We start from the raw sequence: 18,130 nt of genomic DNA on the forward strand, positions 1-18,130 counted from the left end.
CTTCCCCGTCCGCTCCCAGGAGGCGCAGTGAAATTCGGCATCTCGACCTTCATCACCGATCAGGGCATCGCGCCTGCCGCCCTGGCCCGCGCGATCGAGGAACGCGGCTTCGACTCGCTGCTCATCGCCGAGCACTCCCACATCCCGGCCAGCCGCAGGACCCCCTACCCCAACGGTGGCGAGCTGCCGGAGAAGTACTACCGCACCCTCGACCCCTTCGTCGCGCTGGCCGCTGCCGCCAGCGTCACCGACCGGATCCTGCTGGGCACGGGCATCGCTCTGGTGGCGCAGCGGGACCCGATCCACACGGCGAAGGAGGTCGCCTCGCTCGACGTCGTGTCGGCGGGGCGCGCCGTGTTCGGCGTCGGCGTCGGCTGGAACCGCGAGGAGATGGAGAACCACGGCACGGACCCCACGAGCCGTGGCCGGCTGGTGAACGAGCGGCTGGCCGCCATCCGCAAGCTGTGGACGGAGGAGAAGGCCGAGTTCCACGGCGAGTTCGTGGACTTCGACCCGGTGTACGCCTGGCCCAAGCCGGTACGGCGGCCGCACCCGCCGATCTACGTCGGCGGCGGCCCGGCCGCTTTCCCGCGCGTCGCCGAGTTCGGGGACGCCTGGCTCGCCAACTCCGTACCGCCCGCCGACCTCGGCGCGCAGATCGAGCGGATGCGCGAGACGGCGGGCCGCGAGGTGCCGGTGACGGTCTTCGACACCACGTACGAGCCCGAGGACATCGCCGCCTACCGCCAACTCGGTGTGGAGCGGCTGCTGTTCGAACTCCAGCCGCGCCCCGAGGACGAGACGCTGTCACAGCTGGACGAGATGGCGGCGGTCGCCGCTGCCGACGCCCTGTGATCTGCGGGTGCCGACACTGACGAGCGCGCGGGCCAGGGACCTGCTCGCGGCGAGCCGGGTGCTGCGCCTCGCCACCGCCGACGCCGCGGGCCGCCCGCATCTGGTGCCCGTCGTCTTCACCCTGTCCGGCGACACACTGGTGCTGGCGGTCGACCACAAGCCGAAGCGCACCACCCGGCTGAAGCGGCTCGCCAACATCGCCGTCAATCCGGCCGTGTGCCTGCTCGCCGACGGCTACGACGAGGACTGGGACCGGCTGTGGTGGGCCCGCGCCGACGGCCGGGCCCGGGAGCTGCCGCCGGCGTCCGAGAGCGCCGTGTCGGCGGGGCACATGGCCCTGCTGGTGGCCAAGTACCCACGGCAGTACGCGAACCGGCCGCCGGCCGGGCCGGTGGTGGAGGTCGCGGTCAGCGGCTGGAGCGGCTGGACGGCGGCCGAGGCGGACTGATCCCCGCCGCCCGGCCGCCCGCCCGGCCGCTCAGCCGTCGGTGAGCCGGTGCAGGCGTACGTCGCTCAACTCCGGCCCCGTCGAGGGCGTCGTCGCCACCTCCGCCGTCAGATACGTGCGGTACGGCTGACGGCGCCGGTCCGTCGGGGAGCCGGGATTGAGCAACCGCAGCCGCCCGTCGTCGGCGTACGAGTCCCACGGGATGTGGCTGTGCCCGAACACCAGCACGTCCAGATCGGGGAACCGCTCGGCGCAGCGCCGCTCCCGCCCCTGTGCCGGTCCGGTCTCGTGGACGACACCGAAGCGGAGCCCGTCCAGCGTCACGGACGCCACCTCGGGCAGCCGCGCCCGCAGTTCGGGGCCGTCGTTGTTGCCGTACACCCCGACCAGCCGCGCGGACCGCTCCTCCAGCAGATCCAGGGTGTCGGTGTCCACCCAGTCCCCCGCGTGCATGACCACATCGGCCCGCGGAATGGCGTCGAGCAGTTCGGCAGGGAGGCGTTTGGCCCGCTTGGGGAGATGGGTGTCGGACATGATCAGCAGCCGCATGTACGCACCCTAGTGAGTACGGCGGGTCAGGACCGGTCAGTCCGACGGCAACAGGCCGTGCCGCATGGCCGTCGTGACGGCCGACCGGTGCGCCGCCGCGCAGCCGGGACAGCAGTGTCGTGGCGACCGAAGGGGCGAGCAGCGTCTCCCTACGACGGATGCGCCTGCCTGGGCGGCGGCGACGGCCAGCCGTGCGTCAGAAACCATGGCCGCAGACTAGTCCGGCAGCCATGCCCTACGGCTTTCGCACCAGCAGGCACCCTTGCAGGAACCGCTCGCCCTCCCCGGGCGCCCGCACCAGCCGGAACACCTCCACCAGACCGTGCGGGCCGAGCAGTTCGGCCAGCCGCCCGGCCGACCAGCGGTAGCCGGTGGCGACCGCGTGGTCGAACTCCTGCGGCTGCTCGGACGTTTCGTCGTCGGCGTGGAAGAAGCCGAGCAGCAGATGGCCGCCCGGGGCCAGCACCCGCCCGAACTCGGCGAAGATCAGGGACAGTTCCCCGGGCGGGGTGTGAATGACCGAGTACCAGGCGACGATGCCGCCGAGCGCGCCGTCCTGGAGATCCAGCGCGGTCATGGTCCCCTCGTCGAACCGCAGCCCGGGATGCGCCTCCCGGGCCAGCGCGACCATGGCGGGCGACAGGTCGATCCCGAACACATCGAGCCCGAGATCCCGCAGATACCCGCTCAGCCGCCCAGGTCCGCACCCCAGATCGGCGACGGGCCCGCCGCCTCCGGCCAGCACGAACTCGGCGAAGGCGCCGAGCATGGCCCGGTCCAGCGTCGCGCCGGCCAGGGCGTCGCGGAAGAGCGTGGCGTAGCGGCCGGCGGCGGCGTCGTAGGAGTCGCGGGTGGTGAGCAGATGGCGGGCGTCGGTCATGCCGCAGGCTTCCATTCCTTGACGAGAAGACCGAGCAGCACCTCGTCCAGGAACTCGCCCATCACCCAGGCCGAGGAGCGCAGCACGCCCTCACGGACGAATCCGTTGCGCTCGGCGGAGCGGAGCATCGCGGTGTTGTCCGACAGGGTCTCGATCTGCAGCCGCTGCATGCCGCGGACGACGAACCCGTACTGGCACAGCACCCCGACCGCGTCGGTGCCGTAGCCCTTGCCGCGGGCGGACGGCAGCAGTCCGAGCCCGACGTGCGCGTACCGGTTGTGGTTGTCGATGCCCCACAGCGACGCGGCGCCGAGCAGCGCGCCCCCGTCCAGCGCCACGATGGAGAAGGGGACGTTCCCCTGGTCCTCGTCGTCCACCACCGCGGGCGACGCCTTCGACCCGGGCGTGACCGGCCGCCACGGCCGCCCCTCGGCCCGCGCGGCGTTGACCACGTCGTCGTAGAGCTGGGTCTCAAGGACCGGGATGTCGTCGTCGTGCCGGGCCCGGAGCCCGACCTTGTCGCCCATTAGCATGCACGCTTCCTATCCGACCGAGCTGACCTGCGGCAACCGAATTGGTGTCGGCCCGGGGGAGGTGCGCGCAGCCGCGCGGCGTTTATGAGTATTGGCTTAAGGCTCGCGTGGAAAACTGGATCCCGGGCATGGGCTCGAAGTGGAAGGTATCTCTCCAGCACACTCCGGAAGAGCCGCCGAAGGCTCCGTACTCGCCCCGCCGCGGCCGGTGGCCACCGCGCCGCCGCCCGTCGCCGGGGGCCGGGGCTATCCCTCCGCGCTGCGGGGGCGCGGGCGGGTCGGCGGGGTCGACGGGTTGCGGACGCTGGCCGTTCTGCTGGTCATCGTCTACCACCAGGAGCCGGAGCTGCTGCCCGGCGGCGCCCTCGGGGTCGATGTCTTCTTCACGATCAGCGGATTCGTCATCACCCGGCTCCTCGTCGCCGAGTTCGCACGTACGGGCGACATCGCCATGCGGCCGTTCTACTGGCGGCGCTGGATCCGGCTCGTCCCCGCGCTGCTGACGCTCTGCGTGGTGTGCGCGGTGCTCGCCTTCACCGGGCTGCCCGGTTTCGACGGCGCGTGGGCGTCGATCGCCCTGTCGGCGACCTTCCTCGTCAACATCGTCCGGGCGGTGCAGCCCGGGCTCTACTCCGACAGCACCTCGCTGCTCGCGCACAACTGGTCGCTCGGGGTCGAGGAGCAGTTCTACCTGCTGTGGCCGCCGCTGCTGCGGGTGCTGCTCGGCAAGGTCAGACCCCGTACCGTGCTGCTCTGGACGCTGACCCTGTGTCTGCTGCCCGTGGTGTGGCGGTGGGAGCTGTGGAGTCCGACGGCGGCGCACCGCATCTACAACGGCACCGACACCCGCGCCGACCAACTGCTGGCCGGCGCGCTGCTGGCTGTGGTGGTGGCCCGGCTGCACGCCGAGGACCGGCGCCTCGTCGCGCTGCGGAAGTGGTCCGCGCGGCTGGCCTGGCCGGCGCTGGCGGTGCTGGGCCTGATCGTCTGGCAGATCCCGATGACCAGCGCGAACGGCTGGACGCAGGCCTGGTACACGGTCGGTTTCCTGGTGACGGCGGTCCTGTCGGCGACGGTGGTCGCCTCGCTGGAACTCCAGCCGCGCTCCTGGCTGTCCCGAGGCCTCTCCCTCGCGCCCGTCGCCTGGGTCGGCCGCAATCTCAGCTACGGGCTCTACCTCTGGCACTACCCGCTCGGCCGGCTCCTGCACGACCTCGGCGTCCGCGACACCTGGCTGCTGTACGCCACCCTGGCCGCGAGCTTCGCCGCGGCGACGGCCTCCCACTACCTCGTCGAGCGTCCGCTGACCCGGCGGCACAGCAGGCGCGCGAAGGCCGCGGTCGTCCGTCCGGTACCGGCGACAGCCCAGTAGCCGGCACCGGGAGCGCGGTCAGTACCGGTGCAGGTCGCGGCGGGCCGCCATGAGGATCTTCTTCGTGTTGGACGCCGACTCGGCCAGCGCGACCATGCGGTCCATGGCCTCCTTGTGCTCGCTGACCTCGTTCACCTCGTCGAGGTAGAGCGCACCGGTCAGATACTCGATGTACACCATGTCGGGGACTTCGGGAACGTCGAAGCGGAACAGGACGAACGGGCTGTACGTACCCGGATGGTGGCCCGCGGCCAGCTCGGCGATCTGGAGCGTCACGTTCGGCAGCTCCGTCGCCTCCAGCAGCCGCTCCACCTGCGCGCGCATGATGTCGGGTGACGAGCCGACAGGTCTGCGCAGCACCGTCTCGTCCATCACCACCCAGAACGTCGGCGGGTTCTCCTCGCGCGTCAGCAGCGCCTGGCGCTCCAGCCGCAGCGCGACCGTACGGTCGATACGTCCCGGATTGGCCCGCCCCACCTCACCGCTGGTGAGGATCGCGCGGGCGTACGCCTCGGTCTGCAGCAGGCCGGGCACGAAGTGCGGCTCGTAGCAGCGGATCGTCTTCGCCGCCTCTTCGAGGCTGACGTAACCGCTGAACCAGTCCGGCAGTACGTCGTGGAAGCGCTGCCACCAGCCTGGCTTGTTCGCCTCGTCCGTCATCTGCAGAAACGCGCTGACGTCCGCGTCCGGAACCCCGTAGGCGGGCAGCAGGATCTGCAGGTACGGAATCTTCAGCGCGACCTCGGCCATCTCCATGCGCCGGACCGTCGCGGCCGTCACATGCAGCAGTTTCGCGGCCTGCTCACGGGTGAGACCCGCCTTGTCCCGCAGGGCGCGAAGCTGCCTGCTGAGTACGAGTTGACCTATTGTCGGGGCCGATCTGGCTTCGCTCACACCCCACCCCCCAGCACCGCCATGGCCGCAGTCTGCCATAGGGAGATCAACACGAACCCTCTGTTGTCGGTGGTTCTTGAATTGTGAACCGAAACGAGTCGAGTAAGCGCTTTCAAGCCATTTGGAATATGCCATGGTCACACCGGTGACGATCAGCGCGTCGCCGGGTCGCGCCAACTGGTGGGACCATGCATCCACACCTACGCAACTCCGCAACTCGGCACCGGCAGAGGAGCTTCCGTGGATCGCGACACGAACACCGACGACGAGCAGCGGCTGCGCGGGGCGCTGCTCAGCCGGATCAGCAGTGAGATCGCCGACAAGGGCTGGGCACGCTGCCCCGCCTCCACCCCCGAGGAGCGCACGCTGCTGCGCGAGGTCGGCCGGGCGCTGAGCGAACGATGGGGCCGGGTGGTCCAGGTGGAGGCGGAAGACGCCTGTTCCATGCTCTTCCGGGACCTACCGGGGTGAGTGACACCCTTCCGGGGTGAGTCAGGCACCGGTACGGACAAGTCGGGCACCGGTACGGACAAAGAGCGGCGGCACAGGACACCAAAGTGAACCTCCGGCGTCAGGAGAGGTACCTTCCAGTGACCGGTTGATGGATGAGGCCGATAGAATCAGCCTCTGCCGTTATCGAGAGCTGGAGTGATCTGGAGTGACGCGACCGCGTGTGGGTGTGGCGGTACTGACCATGGGGACCCGGCCCGTCGAGCTGAGGGCACTGCTGGACTCCGTGGCCAAGCAGCGTGAGTCCGCGCACCGGATCGTGGTCGTCGGCAACGGCGCCCCGCTGCCCGAGCTGCCCGAGGGCGTCATCGGTGTGGAACTCCCGTCGAACCTCGGCGTCACCGGCGGGCGCAACGTGGCCATGCGCACGCTCCAGGAGGCCGGTGACATCGACATCCTGGTCGACCTCGACGACGACGGCCTGCTCATCGAGGCCGACGTGATCACCCGGGTCGCCGATCTGTACGAGGCGGACCCGAAGCTCGGCATCGTCAGCTTCCGCATCGCGGACGAGACCGGATTCACCCAGCGGCGGCACGTCCCCCGGCTGCGCGCCGACGACCCGATGCGCGGCGGCGAGGTGACCACCTTCCTCGGCGGCGGGCACGCCCTGTCCATGCCGATGCTGGAGCAGACCGGCGGCTGGCCCGAGGAGTTCTTCCTCACCCACGAGGAGACGGACCTCGCCTGGCGCGCGCTCGACGCCGGCTGGACGATCCGGTACGTGCCCGAGCTGGTGCTCCAGCACCCGCGTACGTCCCCCGCGCGGCATGCCGAGTTCTACCGGATGACCGCCCGCAACCGCGTATGGCTGGCGCGGCGCCATCTGCCCGCCCTGCTCGTGCCGCTCTACCTCGGTACGTGGATCCTGCTGACGGTGGCCCGCACGCGCTCGCTCAGCGGGCTGCGCGCCTGGTTCGGCGGCTTCTTCGAAGGCGTACGGACGGCGTGCGGCGCGCGCCGGCCGATGCACTGGCGCACGGTCCGGCGGATGACGGCCCTGGGCCGACCCCCCGTCATCTGACGCTCGGCCGGGCGGACTTGTTGCCTGTGGGCCGCTGAGGTTAGGTTTCCCTCACCTTGCCCGGAAGGTCTCCGGGTGACTTCGGGGAGGCCGCTACACGTGTCCACGACCACGTCCAGAACCTTCACCCGCCGGATCACCGTCGCAGCGGCCGCCACCGCGTTCGCCGTCTCCCTCGCCGCGTGCGGCAGCGACGACCACGAGCAGGCGGACGGCGGCAGCGCGTCGGACGGCGCGGGGGCGGCCGGTACGCACACGCTGTCCACGGTGATGGGCGACGTGAAGGTCGGCAACGCCCCGAAGCGCGTGGTCGTGCTCGACACCGACGCGCTGGACTCGGCCGTCACGCTCGGCGTCACCCCCGTCGGCGCCACGACCGTCGTCGACAAGGCGCCCGTCTCCACCTATCTGCCGGCCGCCGCCGTCAAGGGCGTCAAGCCCGTCGGTCTGATCGGCGCGCCCAACCTCGAAGCCGTCGCCGCGCTGAAGCCGGACCTCATCCTCAGCAGCAAGGTGCGCGACGAGAAGAGCTACCCGGCGCTGTCGCAGATCGCCCCGACGGTCTTCACCGACACCACCGGCCCGACCTGGCGCGAGAACTTCGACCTGCACGCCGACGCGCTCGGCAAGAAGAACGAGGCGGCCAAGGTCGTCGCCGACTACACCGCCCACGCGGGGCGGGCGACGGACGCGCTCGGCGGCGCCGCGAAGGCGAAGGGGACCACCTTCGGCTTCGTACGGTTCGTGGAGGGCGCCGACACCCGGCTCTACCTCAACGACACCTTTGTCGGCTCCGTCTTCAAGGACCTCCAGGTCGGCAGGCCAGCCAACCAGGACAAGGACGGCTTCTCGCTCGACGTCAGCCCCGAGCAGATCGACAAGGCCGACGCGGGCGTCATCTTCTACTCCGCCTACGGCGACCCGAAGAAGGCCAAGGAGACCGACACCGTCGCCGGGCCGCTGTGGCAGAAGCTCGACGCGGTGCGGAAGGGCAGGGCCTTCAAGGTCGACGACAACCTGTGGATGCTCGGCATCGGCTACACCGGCGCGAACAAGGTGCTGGACGAGATCCAGAAGGACCTCTCGAAGTAGCGGAGTCGGCGCGGGAGGCCCCGTCAGGACCGCCGCGCCCCGAACGTCGTCCAGGCTGCCCGTTCCGGCACCCGCAGGACGGTCCGCGCCGCGACCGCGTTGAGGATGGTCGCGGCGCGCCACGCCCCCAGCGTCAGATCGGGGGCGCTCACCCCGTGCGTGTGCAGCTCGGCGTTCTGCACGTACAGCGCGCCCCGCACCCGTGGGTCGAGGGCCACCCGGTACGTCCCGTCGATCCGGTAGCGGCCCCTGTCGTCCCAGTCGATGAGCTTCGCCGGCCCGTCGCCGTCGAGGAAGTCGGGTCTGGCCGCCGCGTAACCCGTCGCGGAGACGATCGCGGACGTACGGATCTCCATGACCGTGTCCTGCTCGGTGTGCCGGCAGGTCAGTACGTACCCGCCGGCGCCGTCCGGTCCTTGCCCCTTCTCCGGTGCGACGCCGACGACTTCGAGTCCCGGGTGCAGCGCGGCGCGCGGCTCCGTGCCGCCGATGGTGCGCTCGTACAGCTCGTCGTGTATCTCGGCCAGCGTCTCTTCGCTGACGCCCTTGTACAACTGCCACTGCTCACGCACGAGTTCGTCGCGCCGGGGCGCGGGCAGGGTGCGGAAGTAGCGGATGTAGTCGGGGGTGAAGTGCTCAAGTCCCAGCTTGGAGTACTCCATCGGCGCGAACGCGGGGGTACGGGCGAGCCAGCGGACGTACGGGCCGCCCGCGCCGTCGCCGTCCTGGTGGCGCAGCAGGTCGAGGGCGACCTCGGCCCCCGACTGACCGGCTCCGATGACGGTGACGTCGTCGGCCGCCGCCAGCTCCGCCCGGTGGGTGCGGTAGTCGGCGCTGTGCAGGATCCGGCCCTCGTGGGCCGGGGTGAGCAGCGGGCGCAGCGGTGCGGGGACGACCGGGAGGGTGCCGACACCCAGCACGATCTGGCGTGCGAGTAACCGCGTCGTACCGCCCTTGGCCGAGCGGTACGTGACGGCGAAGGCGCCCGCTTCGTCGTCCCAGTCCAGTTGGGTGACGCGGGCGTCGAAGCGGCAGCTGGCCAGCCCGTCGGCGACCCACCGGCAGTAGTGGTCGTACTCACGGCGCGGGATGTGGAACCGCTCGGAGAAGAAGAACGGGAACATCCGGTCGTGCGCGTGCAGGTAGTTGAGGTACGACCAGGGGCTGGTGGGGTCGGCCATCGTCACCAGGTCGGCGAGGAAGGGCACTTGGAGGACCGTGCCCTCCATGAGCAGCCCGGGGTGCCAGGAGAAGGCGGGCTTCGCGTCGAGGAAGAGCGTGCGCAGCTCGGGGGCGCGGTCGCAGAGGGCGGCCAGCGAGAGGTTGAACGGGCCTATCCCGACCCCGACCAGGTCGTACACGGATCCCTCTTCGCGCGTCGGCTCTTCGTACGCCTGGTCTTCGTGCGCCTGGTCTTCGTGCGCCGGCTCTTCCTCGTACACGGACTGCCCTTCGTCGACGGCTTCCACGGCCGGTGAGTCGGTCACCGCGCGTCCTCCTCGGCGGCGCCCGCGGCCACGACGGCGGCCAGCAGCGCCGCCACCTGTTCCGGGGTGGTGTGCGGATTGAGCAGGGTCAGTTTGAGGCGCACCCGTCCGGGGTCCTCGCCGGGCAGTTCGGTGCGGCCGACGACGGCGCGGCCCTCGCGCAACAGCCGCCGCCGCAAGGAGGCGTTGATGGCGTCGGTGCGCGCCGGGTCCGCGGGGCCCGTGGGGACGTAGCGGAACAGGAAGGCGGTCAGCACCGGTTCGGCGTGCAGTTCGAGCCGTGGGTGGTCAGCGACGGCGCGCGCGCCCGACCACGCCAGGTCGTGACAGGCGTCGACTAGCCGGCCGAGCCCTTCCCTGCCGAGCGTGCGCAGGGTGACCGCGATCTTGAACGCGTCGGCGCGGCGCGTCGTGCGCAGCGAGAGTCCGAGCAGACTCGGGTAGCCGGCCTCCTCGTCGTCGACCGGGTTCAGATAGACGGCGCGGCGCGCGAGCGAGGCGTACGTCTCGGCTCGGCGCACCAGGAACACCCCGGCAGCGGCGGGCTGCCAGCCCAGCTTGTGCCAGTCGAGCGAGATCGAGTCGGCCAGCGCCAGCCCGTCCAGGAGCGGTGCGAGCCGGTCGGACAGCAGGGCCCCACCGCCGTACGCGGCGTCCACATGCAGCCAGGCGCCGTGCGCTGCCGCCAGCGCCGCGCACGCGCGCAGCGGGTCGATCGCGCCGGTGTCGGTCGTACCGGCCGTGGCGACGACGGCGACCGGCAGCTCGCCGCGGAGCGCGCAGCCCGCCAGGGCGGCCTCCAACGCGACGGGATCCATGCGCTGTTGATGGTCGACGGCCACCGGCAGTACGGCGTTCTCGCCGAGCCCGAGCAGCGCGGCGGCGCGCTGGACGGAGAAGTGCGCCGCTACGGACGCGAGGATCCGGGGGCTGCTCCCCTGCCCGGCACCCGGCACCCCGGTGAGTTCGACCTGGCGTCCCGCCGAGCCGCCGACGACGCGGTCGCGGGCCAGCATCAGCCCCATGAGGTTGGACTCGGTGCCGCCGGAGGTCAGCACACCGGCCGCCGACTCCGCTTCGTACCCGACGAGTTGGGCCAGCTCGGCGAGGAGCAGGGTCTCCAGGGTGGTGGCCGCGGGTGCCTGGTCCCAGGAGTCCTGGGACGGGTTGAGCGCGGAGACGGCGAGATCGGCGGCGACGGCGACGGCGAGGGGCGGGCAGTGCAGATGGGCCGCGCAGGCCGGGTCGGCCGGGTCGGCGCTGCCGTGGGCGAGCAGCTCGGTGAGCCGGTGCAGCGCGCCCGCGTCGCCACCCCCGGCCCTCGTCGGGCTCGTACCCGTACCGGCGCCCGCACCTGCTCCCTGGCCCGGACCCGCCGCGTTCCGGAAGGCGGCAGCGACCGCCGTGGCGATCTCGTCGGGCTCCCCGCCCTGGACGGGGCCGCCCCGGCGCGCCGCGCCCTCGGCGAGCGCGTCCAGCACCGTACGCACCAGGGGCTCCAGCGCGGCGGCGCCCCCGGTGCCGCCGGCCAGACCGGTTCCCGGCCCGGGGGCCGCAGGACCGAGGGCCGCCTCCTGGAGAATCGCGGGCAGAGTGCTGGGTGACAGGGTCATGGCTCGACTCCGGAATGTGCGGTACGGAGACTGACGGCGGAGGTGGCGCGCGGCAGCCCCCCACGTCCCCCCGTACGCACCGGCCACCAGATACTTAGGTGAGCCTAAGCCACACCGCGGCCCAGCGGGAAACGCGCACTACGGGCGCGCAGTTGGCGCCGCACGCACCTTCGACGCCTCACCCCTGAGCGCTCACCCCTTGAGCGCGCGGCCCCAGATCTCGGTCGCCGTGCCCGAGCCGAGCGAGGGGACCGAGGAGACCGTGCCGGTGACGGCCCCCAGCGGGACCCAGCCCCAGGATCTGAGCGCGCCGACCGCCGCCGCGTTGTCCGGGTCGACCCTCGCCGTCACCAGCGAGGCGTCCGTCCGTACGAGCAGCTGCTCCAGCAGCCGCGTCGCCACCTTGTCCCGCCGGAAGGCCGGCACGACCATCAGCTCGGCGAGCGCGAACACCTGCCCGGAGACGGTCAGTTCCTCCACGTCCCACGGGGTGTCACGGCCGATGCCGCGCCACCACTCGCCCGCCCTGTCGAGCAGGAACCCGTACGCGTAACCCGCCGACTCGGCGCCCCCGCTGCCGCTGCCCACCATCATGTCGAAGCCGGGGCGCTGCACGTCCCTGGCGAAGGCTTCGAGGAATCGCTGCCGGTCGTGGAACTCCTCGCCGTGCACCCGCTGGTACGCCTCGACGTACACGTCAGCCACGGCTTCCCGCTGCTGCTCCGCCTGCCACCGACTCAGGCGCCGCATGAACACCTCTGCCACGTGCCCTCCCGCCCGCTGTACACGTGCGCCAACCCGCGGCGCGCCTGCTTCCATCGTCGCAGGCCGCAGCGGATCGCGGTAACCCCGGCCCCGGGCGATCCGGAGATCGCCCGGGTGTGCGAGGCGCTGTCGCGTACGGGAGTTGGCGCGGTGCTACTTCTTGAAGCCGTAATCCATCAGCTTCTTGGCGTCCGCCGTGCGGTTGGCCTCCGAGGAGGACGCGAGGACCGTACCGATGACGGTCTTGCCGCTGCGGGTGGCCGCGAAGACCAGGCAGTACTTGGCCTCCGGCCCCGAGCCCGTCTTGATGCCGATGGTGCCCGAGTAACTGCCCAGCAGCTTGTTGGTGTTGGTCCACGTCATGTAGCGGTAGCCGTTGGTCTTGGTGGTGACCTTCTGCTTGGTCGACTTGGTCTTCACGACCGTACGGAAGGTGGAGTACTTCATGGCGCTGCTGGCGAGCTTCGTCAGGTCGCGCGGGGTCGAGTAGTTCGAACCGCTGCCGATGCCGTCGAACGAGTCGAAGTGCGTGTTCTTCAGACCGAGCGTCTTGGCGGTGGAGTTCATCTTCCCGATGAACGACTTCACCCGCGCGGCCCGCGTCGAGCCCGTGCCGAACTTGTCGGCCAGCGCGTACGCGGCGTCGCAGCCGGACGGCAGCATCAGCCCGTACAGCAGCTGCCGCACGGTGACCTTGTCGCCGACGATCAGCCGGGCCGACGAGGCGTTCTTCGAGACGATGTAGTCGCTGTACGCCTTCTGGACCGTGACCTTGGAATCCAGGTTGAGGTTCTTCTGCGCGAGCACCACCCGCGCCGTCATGATCTTCGTGGTCGACCCGGTGGAACGACGGGTGTCGGCGGCCTTGGTGTAAAGGCTCTTGCCGGTGCCGTTGTTCATCACGAAGCCGCCCTTGGCGACAATGGTCGGGGTCTTGGGCGCGGCGGCGGCCTGCGCCGGGAGGGCGAACGCCCCGGCGGCGGCGACGGAGCCCGCGGTGACCACGACGACAGCGGACAGGCGCCGGATGCCCATAATGCCGGTTTTCAAGATGAATACTCCAAATACCCAAAGCGGTGCGGCTGTCTGAGGTCGCCGCTTGCTCATGAGATGCGCGAGACGGACCAATGGATGTGCGTTTCATGAGAATTTTCCGGGTGTACGAGCCATGTTGTACCCGATGGCCGGCCCCTCAGTCGACGCCCCCGTACGAACCGGGCACGGCCCCGGGCGCACAGGTTAGGGTCGTAGGCTCGGCCTGTCCGTCCGTGCGGGAGGTCGCCTGTGGTCACTTTGGTGCTGATCGGGCTCGTCGGCGGGCTGATCACGGGAATTTCGCCCTGTGTCCTGCCGGTGCTGCCCGTCGTGTTCCTGTCCGGCGGGGTGCGGTCCGGGGAACGGCCGGCGGGCCGGCCCGGCCGTCGGCCGTATCTGATCGTGCTCGGACTCGCCCTCAGTTTCAGTGTGTTCACCCTGCTCGGGACGTTGATCCTGAGTGCGCTGCCGCTGCCCGACGACACCGTCCGGTGGGCGGGGCTCGTGGTGCTCGTCGTGCTCGGGGTCGCCATGATGGTGCCGGCCGTGCAGCATCTGCTGGAGAAGCCGTTCAACTGGATCCCGCAGCGCCGGGTACGGGCCGAGCACGGCGGGTTCGTGCTCGGGCTCGCGCTCGGCGCGGTGTACGTGCCGTGCGCCGGTCCTGTGCTCGCCGCCATCACCGTCGCCGGCGCCACCGGGAAGATCGGCGTCAGGACCGTGCTGCTGACCGTGGCCTTCGCCGTCGGGACCGCGCTGCCGCTGCTCGGGTTCGCGCTCGCGGGACAGGGCGTCGCCGAGCGGGTACGGGCGTTCCGCGAACGCCAGCGGGGGCTGCGGGTGCTGGCCGGGGTCGTGGTGATCGCGCTCGCCGTCGCGCTCACGTTCAACGTCACCGACGTGCTCCAGCGCGCGGTGCCCGACTACACCGCCACCCTCAACAACGCGCTCGACGGCCAGGGCGGGGCCGCGGCCCGGCTCGGCGGCTCCGGCGGGAGCGCGTCGCTCGCGGACTGCGCCCAGCAGCCGTCCGAGACCCTGGAGGACTGCGGAAAGGCGCCCGCGATCTCCGGGATCCAGCAGTGGCTGAACACCCCGAACGGCGCGCCGGTCAGCGCGAGTTCACTCAAGGGGAAGGTCGTCCTCGTCGACTTCTGGGCGTACTCGTGCATCAACTGCCAGCGCGCCATCACCCATGTCGAACCCTGGTACGACACCTACCAGGCCGCCGGGTTCGAGGTGATCGGCGTGCACACCCCCGAGTACGCCTTCGAACACGTCCCCGGCAATGTCGCTGCGGGGGCGAAGCGGCTGCGTGTCAGCTATCCCGTGGCGCTCGACAACAAGTACACGACCTGGGACAACTTCGGTAACGACTCCTGGCCCGCCGAGTATCTGATCGACGCGAAGGGCGAGGTGCGGCACGTCGCGATCGGCGAGGGCGACTACGACGGCACCGAGGCGCTGATCCGGCAGTTGCTCACCGCCGCGCACCCCACGGTGAAGCTGCCGCCCGCCACACACGTCAGCGACACGACACCCAGCTCCCCGCAGATGACGCCGGAGACCTACCTCGGCTCGGAGCGCGCCAACACCTACGCGGCCGGCACGCCACTGCCCGCAGGCACCCGGGACTTCAGCTATCCCGCCTCACAGCCGCCCAACACCTTCGCGCTCAGCGGCAGTTGGAAGGTCGGCGGCGAGGCCGTCACCGCCGAGGGACGCTCGGGCGTCCGGCTCAACTACCTGGCGAACGACATCTACCTCGACGTGGGCGGTACGGGCACGGTGACGGCGAAGATCAACGGCAGGACGACCACCTACCGGATCTCCGGCGCACCCGACATCTATCCGCTGCTCAGCGCCGAGGACCAGCAGAGCGGCACGCTCGACGTCACGCTGTCGCCGGGGCTGAGCGCCTACTCGTTCACGTTCGGTTAGAGCCCGGGTCCTGGAGCCGGTCCAGCTCCCTGCGGTCCCGCTTGGTGGGCCGGCCCGCGCCCCGGTCACGGATCGCGATCGGGAGGACGAACTCGCGGGGCGGCGGCGGGGGGCTGTTGTCGACGTAGCAGGTCACGGCGACCGGCGGGCCGACCCGCTTGCGGACGATCAGGGAGACGACCACGACCCGCTCACGGCCCGCGTGCCGGACCCGGACCTCGTCGCCCGCCTTGACCGTGTACGCGGGCTTCACCCGCTCCCCGTTGACGCGGACGTGGCCCGCGCGGCAGGCCGCCGCCGCCTGGGAGCGCGTCTTGGTCAGGCGTACGGACCAGATCCAGGTGTCGACCCGCGCCGTGCCCTCGCTCGTTCCCTCAGAAGCCATACTCCGAGGGTAACGACCACACCAGGACCCGGCTCGTGAAATTCGGACGCGGACCCCGGCGGCGCGGACCCCAGGGCACGGCCCCCGGGGACGGACCCCACGGGCACGGACCCCGGTGGGGCGGCGCGGCGGCTACAGGGCCGCCGCGCCCGCCGCCTCGGCGGGCCGGATCCGCAGCGCCCGCCAGGTCGGCACCAGCGTCGCCGACAGGGACAGCAGCACCGCGACGCCCACCACCGTCCCGTAGATCCAGCCGGGACCCGACGGCAGCCACCCGCGGCTGCCGCCCGCCACGTGCGCGTACGGCACCAGGGTCGTCAGCGAGGCGGCCGTGCCGAGCAGCACCCCGATCGCGGCGACGACCAGACCCTCGATCGTCATCATCCGCATGATCTGCGCCCTGGTCGCGCCGGTCAGCCGCTGGAGCCCGAACTCCCCGCGCCTGCCGCCGGTCGACAGGGACAGGCTGTTGATCACCGAGATCGCGGTGTACGCGATGATCACGCCGACCATCAGGTAGTTGACCGCCGCCTGGGTGTCGCTGTTCTCCGTGTTCGCCGCGACCAGCGCGTCCCGGTCGGCGACCGCGAGCCCCGGCTCGGCCGCCGCCAGCTTCGCCAGCGCCGGTACGACATCGGTGCCCGGCTTCGCCGTCACCAGGACCTGCTGCGGCAGTCCGGCCGTCGTGTGCGGCGCCAGCAGCCCGACCGGCAGCAGCGCCGCCTCCGACGTCCCCTTCGGCCGGTACGTGGCGACGACCCGCAGCCGCGCCGTGCCGCCGTCGCCGAACCGCATCGTGACCGTGTCGCCGGTGCGGTGCCCGTCGCCCTCGGGCAGCGCGATCGTGTCACCGCGCAACCCGTCGAAGCTGCCGCTGCTCGCCGCGACCGCCGTCGTACCGGCGGCCCCACGGGCGCTGACGCCCTGCAGCGGGATGCCGTCCTCGTCGGTCTGCGAGCCCTTCCCGTCCGGCAGTTCGAGGTACCCGACGCTGGTCACGTACGCACTGGCCGCCGCGACCCCGGGCAGCCGGGCGGCCCGGTCGGCGAGTCCGGCGTCGACCGTGCCGGATGCGGAGGTCAGGACGGCGTCCGCGCGCAGGTTCTCCGTGAAGGAGCGCTCGCTGACCTCGGTCGTGGTGGTCTGCACGTACAAGGAAGCGGTGGTGAAGCCGACCGCGAGCAGGACGGGTGCCACGGCGCCGGCGATGTGCACCGTACGGGCACGGGAGTTGAGCATCGCGAGCCGGCCGGAGACACCGGTCAGGGCCCGCACCGGTCCGTGCAGCAGCACCGCGCAGACCTTGGTCAGGGCCGGGGCGATCAGCGCGAGACCGATGGCGGCGCAGATGACCGTCGGGACGGCCGTACTGGCCGCCGTGGGACCGTCCATGACCGCCCAGGTCACGATCGACAGGGCGGCGGCGCCCGCCAGGAACACCAGGGCGAACACCAGCCGGGTCACGCTGAACCAGCGCTGCTGGAGCGCCGAGTCGGCGAGGGCCTCGACGGGCTTCGCCTTGACCGCGCGGCGCGCGCCGACGAATCCGGCGCCGAGCGCCGTCAGCAGCAGCGCACCGCCGGCGGTGACCACCGGGATCCACCCCTGGCTGAACTCGACGGCCCGGTCGGTGACCCCGCCGCCCGCCAGCCGGTCGAACAGCTCACGGCCCAGCCACTTCCCAGGCAGCCAGGCCAGCAGGATCGCGCCGACGGCGACCGCCAGGGTCTCGGTCAGCAGCATCCTGCGCAGCTGGCGCGGGGTGGCGCCGATCGCCCGCAGCAGCGCGAGCTCGCGCCTGCGCCGGGCCGCCGCGAGGGTCATCGTGCCCGCGGTGACGAACAGCGAGACCATCACGGCCGTACCGCCGAAGACACCGGAGACGGCGATCAGGTCCTCGCGCTGCGCCACCGCGTCCGGGTGTTCGGCGAGGCCGCGGTCGTCGCCCGTGAGGACCGTGACGGGGGTGCCCACGGCCGAGGCGAGCGCGCCCTTGAGCCGCGCCGCGTCGGTGCCCGGCTTCGCCACGACGGCGAAAGCGCCGACCGTGCCCGGGTGGCCGCCGAGCCGGGCCGCCTCGGCGGGGGCGAAGAACAGCGCGGGCTCCGGGGACGTGTCCCGGGCGGCGGCGATGCCGCTGACCCGGTACCTGGCGGCGCCGCCGTGCGCGGCGACCGTGACGGTGTCACCGACGGCCGCCCCGGCCCGCGCGGCGGTCCCGGCGTCCAGGACGACCTCGCGGGGCCCGGCGGGCGCCCGGCCGCCGTCGAGCGTGTACGGCGCGAGGGAAGCGGAATCCCAGCCGTGACCCTCGGCCCGCGTCTGTGCCGGACCGTGCGCACCGAGTAGCGTCGTCGGGAACGTGACGTCACCGACGACCCGCTCCACCCCAGGCGTCCGCGCGAGCTGCCCGGCCAGCGCGGCATCCAGCGGCACGCTCTCCGCCAGGACGGCGCTCTCGCTGTCCTCGGAGTTGCCCGGGTGCAGTTCGTACGACCGGTCGCCGACGACGACGGCCGTGGCACCGGCGAGCCGCTCGGGCGGCACGTTGTTGCGGATCCCGGTCTCCATCAGTCCGCCGCAGGCCATGACGATGGCCGTGCCGAAGAAGAGCGCGACGAAGGTGGCGAGGAAGCCACTCTTCCGGAACCTCAGAGTCCGTACCGCCAACCGCCCCGTACCGCCGCCTTTAGTCATGGCTACGACGCTACGGAGCCGGGCCGCCCCGGCCCATGGGGTCTCCCGGC

17 protein-coding genes are annotated in these 18,130 nt (G+C 71.6%); 7 read left to right on the forward strand and 10 right to left on the reverse strand.

Annotated features, from left to right (window positions below; all coding sequences use genetic code 11):
- Window positions 1–27: 27 nt before the first annotated feature.
- Window positions 28–855 carry an LLM class F420-dependent oxidoreductase gene (locus tag OHS57_RS18565; RefSeq protein ID WP_328582718.1) on the forward strand — a complete coding sequence of 276 codons (828 nt, stop codon included), beginning with the start codon at window positions 28–30 and terminating at the stop codon, window positions 853–855.
- Window positions 856–862: 7 nt separating this feature from the next.
- On the forward strand, window positions 863–1,303 hold the full coding sequence (locus OHS57_RS18570) for a TIGR03668 family PPOX class F420-dependent oxidoreductase (RefSeq protein ID WP_328582719.1): 441 nt from the start codon (window positions 863–865) through the stop codon (window positions 1,301–1,303).
- Between the two features lie 30 nt (window positions 1,304–1,333).
- Here OHS57_RS18570 and OHS57_RS18575 read toward each other — a convergent pair whose 3' ends face one another.
- The 3 genes from OHS57_RS18575 to OHS57_RS18585 all read right to left on the reverse strand — a co-directional run bounded on the left by OHS57_RS18575 (window position 1,334) and on the right by OHS57_RS18585 (window position 3,265).
- Window positions 1,334–1,852 carry a metallophosphoesterase family protein gene (locus OHS57_RS18575; RefSeq protein WP_328582720.1) on the reverse strand — a complete coding sequence of 173 codons (519 nt, stop codon included), beginning with the start codon at window positions 1,850–1,852 and terminating at the stop codon, window positions 1,334–1,336.
- Window positions 1,853–2,087: 235 nt separating this feature from the next.
- Window positions 2,088–2,732, reverse strand: coding sequence for a class I SAM-dependent DNA methyltransferase (locus OHS57_RS18580; RefSeq protein WP_328582721.1), 645 nt, complete (start codon window positions 2,730–2,732; stop codon window positions 2,088–2,090).
- Window positions 2,729–3,265: a GNAT family N-acetyltransferase gene (locus OHS57_RS18585; protein ID WP_041987622.1), complete on the reverse strand. Its 537-nt coding sequence runs from the start codon at window positions 3,263–3,265 to the stop codon at window positions 2,729–2,731. The genes OHS57_RS18580 and OHS57_RS18585 overlap by 4 nt, the downstream gene beginning before the upstream one ends.
- Before the next feature lie 139 nt (window positions 3,266–3,404).
- Between OHS57_RS18585 and OHS57_RS18590 the strand changes: the two genes are divergently transcribed.
- Window positions 3,405–4,637, forward strand: a complete 1,233-nt coding sequence (locus tag OHS57_RS18590; protein ID WP_328582722.1) for an acyltransferase family protein — start codon at window positions 3,405–3,407, stop codon at window positions 4,635–4,637.
- 18 nt (window positions 4,638–4,655) lie between these two features.
- Here the strand turns inward: OHS57_RS18590 and OHS57_RS18595 are convergent, their stop codons facing one another.
- Complete coding sequence (locus OHS57_RS18595) at window positions 4,656–5,531, reverse strand: helix-turn-helix domain-containing protein (protein WP_328582723.1); 876 nt, start codon at window positions 5,529–5,531, stop codon at window positions 4,656–4,658.
- Window positions 5,532–5,771: 240 nt separating this feature from the next.
- Between OHS57_RS18595 and OHS57_RS18600 the strand changes: the two genes are divergently transcribed.
- The 3 genes from OHS57_RS18600 to OHS57_RS18610 all read left to right on the forward strand — a co-directional run bounded on the left by OHS57_RS18600 (window position 5,772) and on the right by OHS57_RS18610 (window position 8,157).
- On the forward strand, window positions 5,772–6,002 hold the full coding sequence (locus OHS57_RS18600) for a hypothetical protein (protein ID WP_041987617.1): 231 nt from the start codon (window positions 5,772–5,774) through the stop codon (window positions 6,000–6,002).
- 187 nt (window positions 6,003–6,189) lie between these two features.
- Window positions 6,190–7,065, forward strand: coding sequence for a glycosyltransferase family 2 protein (locus OHS57_RS18605; protein WP_328582724.1), 876 nt, complete (start codon window positions 6,190–6,192; stop codon window positions 7,063–7,065).
- Between the two features lie 99 nt (window positions 7,066–7,164).
- On the forward strand, window positions 7,165–8,157 hold the full coding sequence (locus tag OHS57_RS18610) for an ABC transporter substrate-binding protein (protein WP_328582725.1): 993 nt from the start codon (window positions 7,165–7,167) through the stop codon (window positions 8,155–8,157).
- 23 nt (window positions 8,158–8,180) lie between these two features.
- Here OHS57_RS18610 and OHS57_RS18615 read toward each other — a convergent pair whose 3' ends face one another.
- The 4 genes from OHS57_RS18615 to OHS57_RS18630 all read right to left on the reverse strand — a co-directional run bounded on the left by OHS57_RS18615 (window position 8,181) and on the right by OHS57_RS18630 (window position 13,072).
- On the reverse strand, window positions 8,181–9,644 hold the full coding sequence (locus OHS57_RS18615; protein ID WP_328582726.1) for a lysine N(6)-hydroxylase/L-ornithine N(5)-oxygenase family protein: 1,464 nt from the start codon (window positions 9,642–9,644) through the stop codon (window positions 8,181–8,183).
- Window positions 9,641–11,257: a pyridoxal phosphate-dependent decarboxylase family protein gene (locus tag OHS57_RS18620; protein WP_328582727.1), complete on the reverse strand. Its 1,617-nt coding sequence runs from the start codon at window positions 11,255–11,257 to the stop codon at window positions 9,641–9,643. The genes OHS57_RS18615 and OHS57_RS18620 overlap by 4 nt, the downstream gene beginning before the upstream one ends.
- A gap of 192 nt (window positions 11,258–11,449) precedes the next feature.
- Window positions 11,450–12,007, reverse strand: coding sequence for a hypothetical protein (locus OHS57_RS18625; RefSeq protein WP_157874318.1), 558 nt, complete (start codon window positions 12,005–12,007; stop codon window positions 11,450–11,452).
- 168 nt (window positions 12,008–12,175) lie between these two features.
- A complete protein-coding gene (locus tag OHS57_RS18630; protein WP_241778534.1) occupies window positions 12,176–13,072 on the reverse strand; it encodes a D-alanyl-D-alanine carboxypeptidase family protein in 897 nt (298 codons plus the stop codon).
- Between the two features lie 234 nt (window positions 13,073–13,306).
- On the opposite strand from OHS57_RS18630, the gene OHS57_RS18635 reads away from it, so the two are divergent.
- Complete coding sequence (locus tag OHS57_RS18635) at window positions 13,307–14,998, forward strand: cytochrome c biogenesis protein CcdA (RefSeq protein WP_328582728.1); 1,692 nt, start codon at window positions 13,307–13,309, stop codon at window positions 14,996–14,998.
- Here OHS57_RS18635 and OHS57_RS18640 read toward each other — a convergent pair.
- Both OHS57_RS18640 and OHS57_RS18645 read right to left on the reverse strand, forming a co-directional pair.
- Window positions 14,985–15,383: an RNA-binding S4 domain-containing protein gene (locus OHS57_RS18640; RefSeq protein WP_041987610.1), complete on the reverse strand. Its 399-nt coding sequence runs from the start codon at window positions 15,381–15,383 to the stop codon at window positions 14,985–14,987. The two genes, OHS57_RS18635 and OHS57_RS18640, sit on opposite strands and share 14 nt — an antisense overlap.
- 132 nt (window positions 15,384–15,515) lie before the next feature.
- Window positions 15,516–18,080, reverse strand: coding sequence for an ABC transporter permease (locus tag OHS57_RS18645; RefSeq protein ID WP_328582729.1), 2,565 nt, complete (start codon window positions 18,078–18,080; stop codon window positions 15,516–15,518).
- Window positions 18,081–18,130: the final 50 nt, after the last annotated feature.

The organism is Streptomyces sp. NBC_00370 (assembly GCF_036084755.1).
GTDB lineage: Bacteria > Actinomycetota > Actinomycetes > Streptomycetales > Streptomycetaceae > Streptomyces.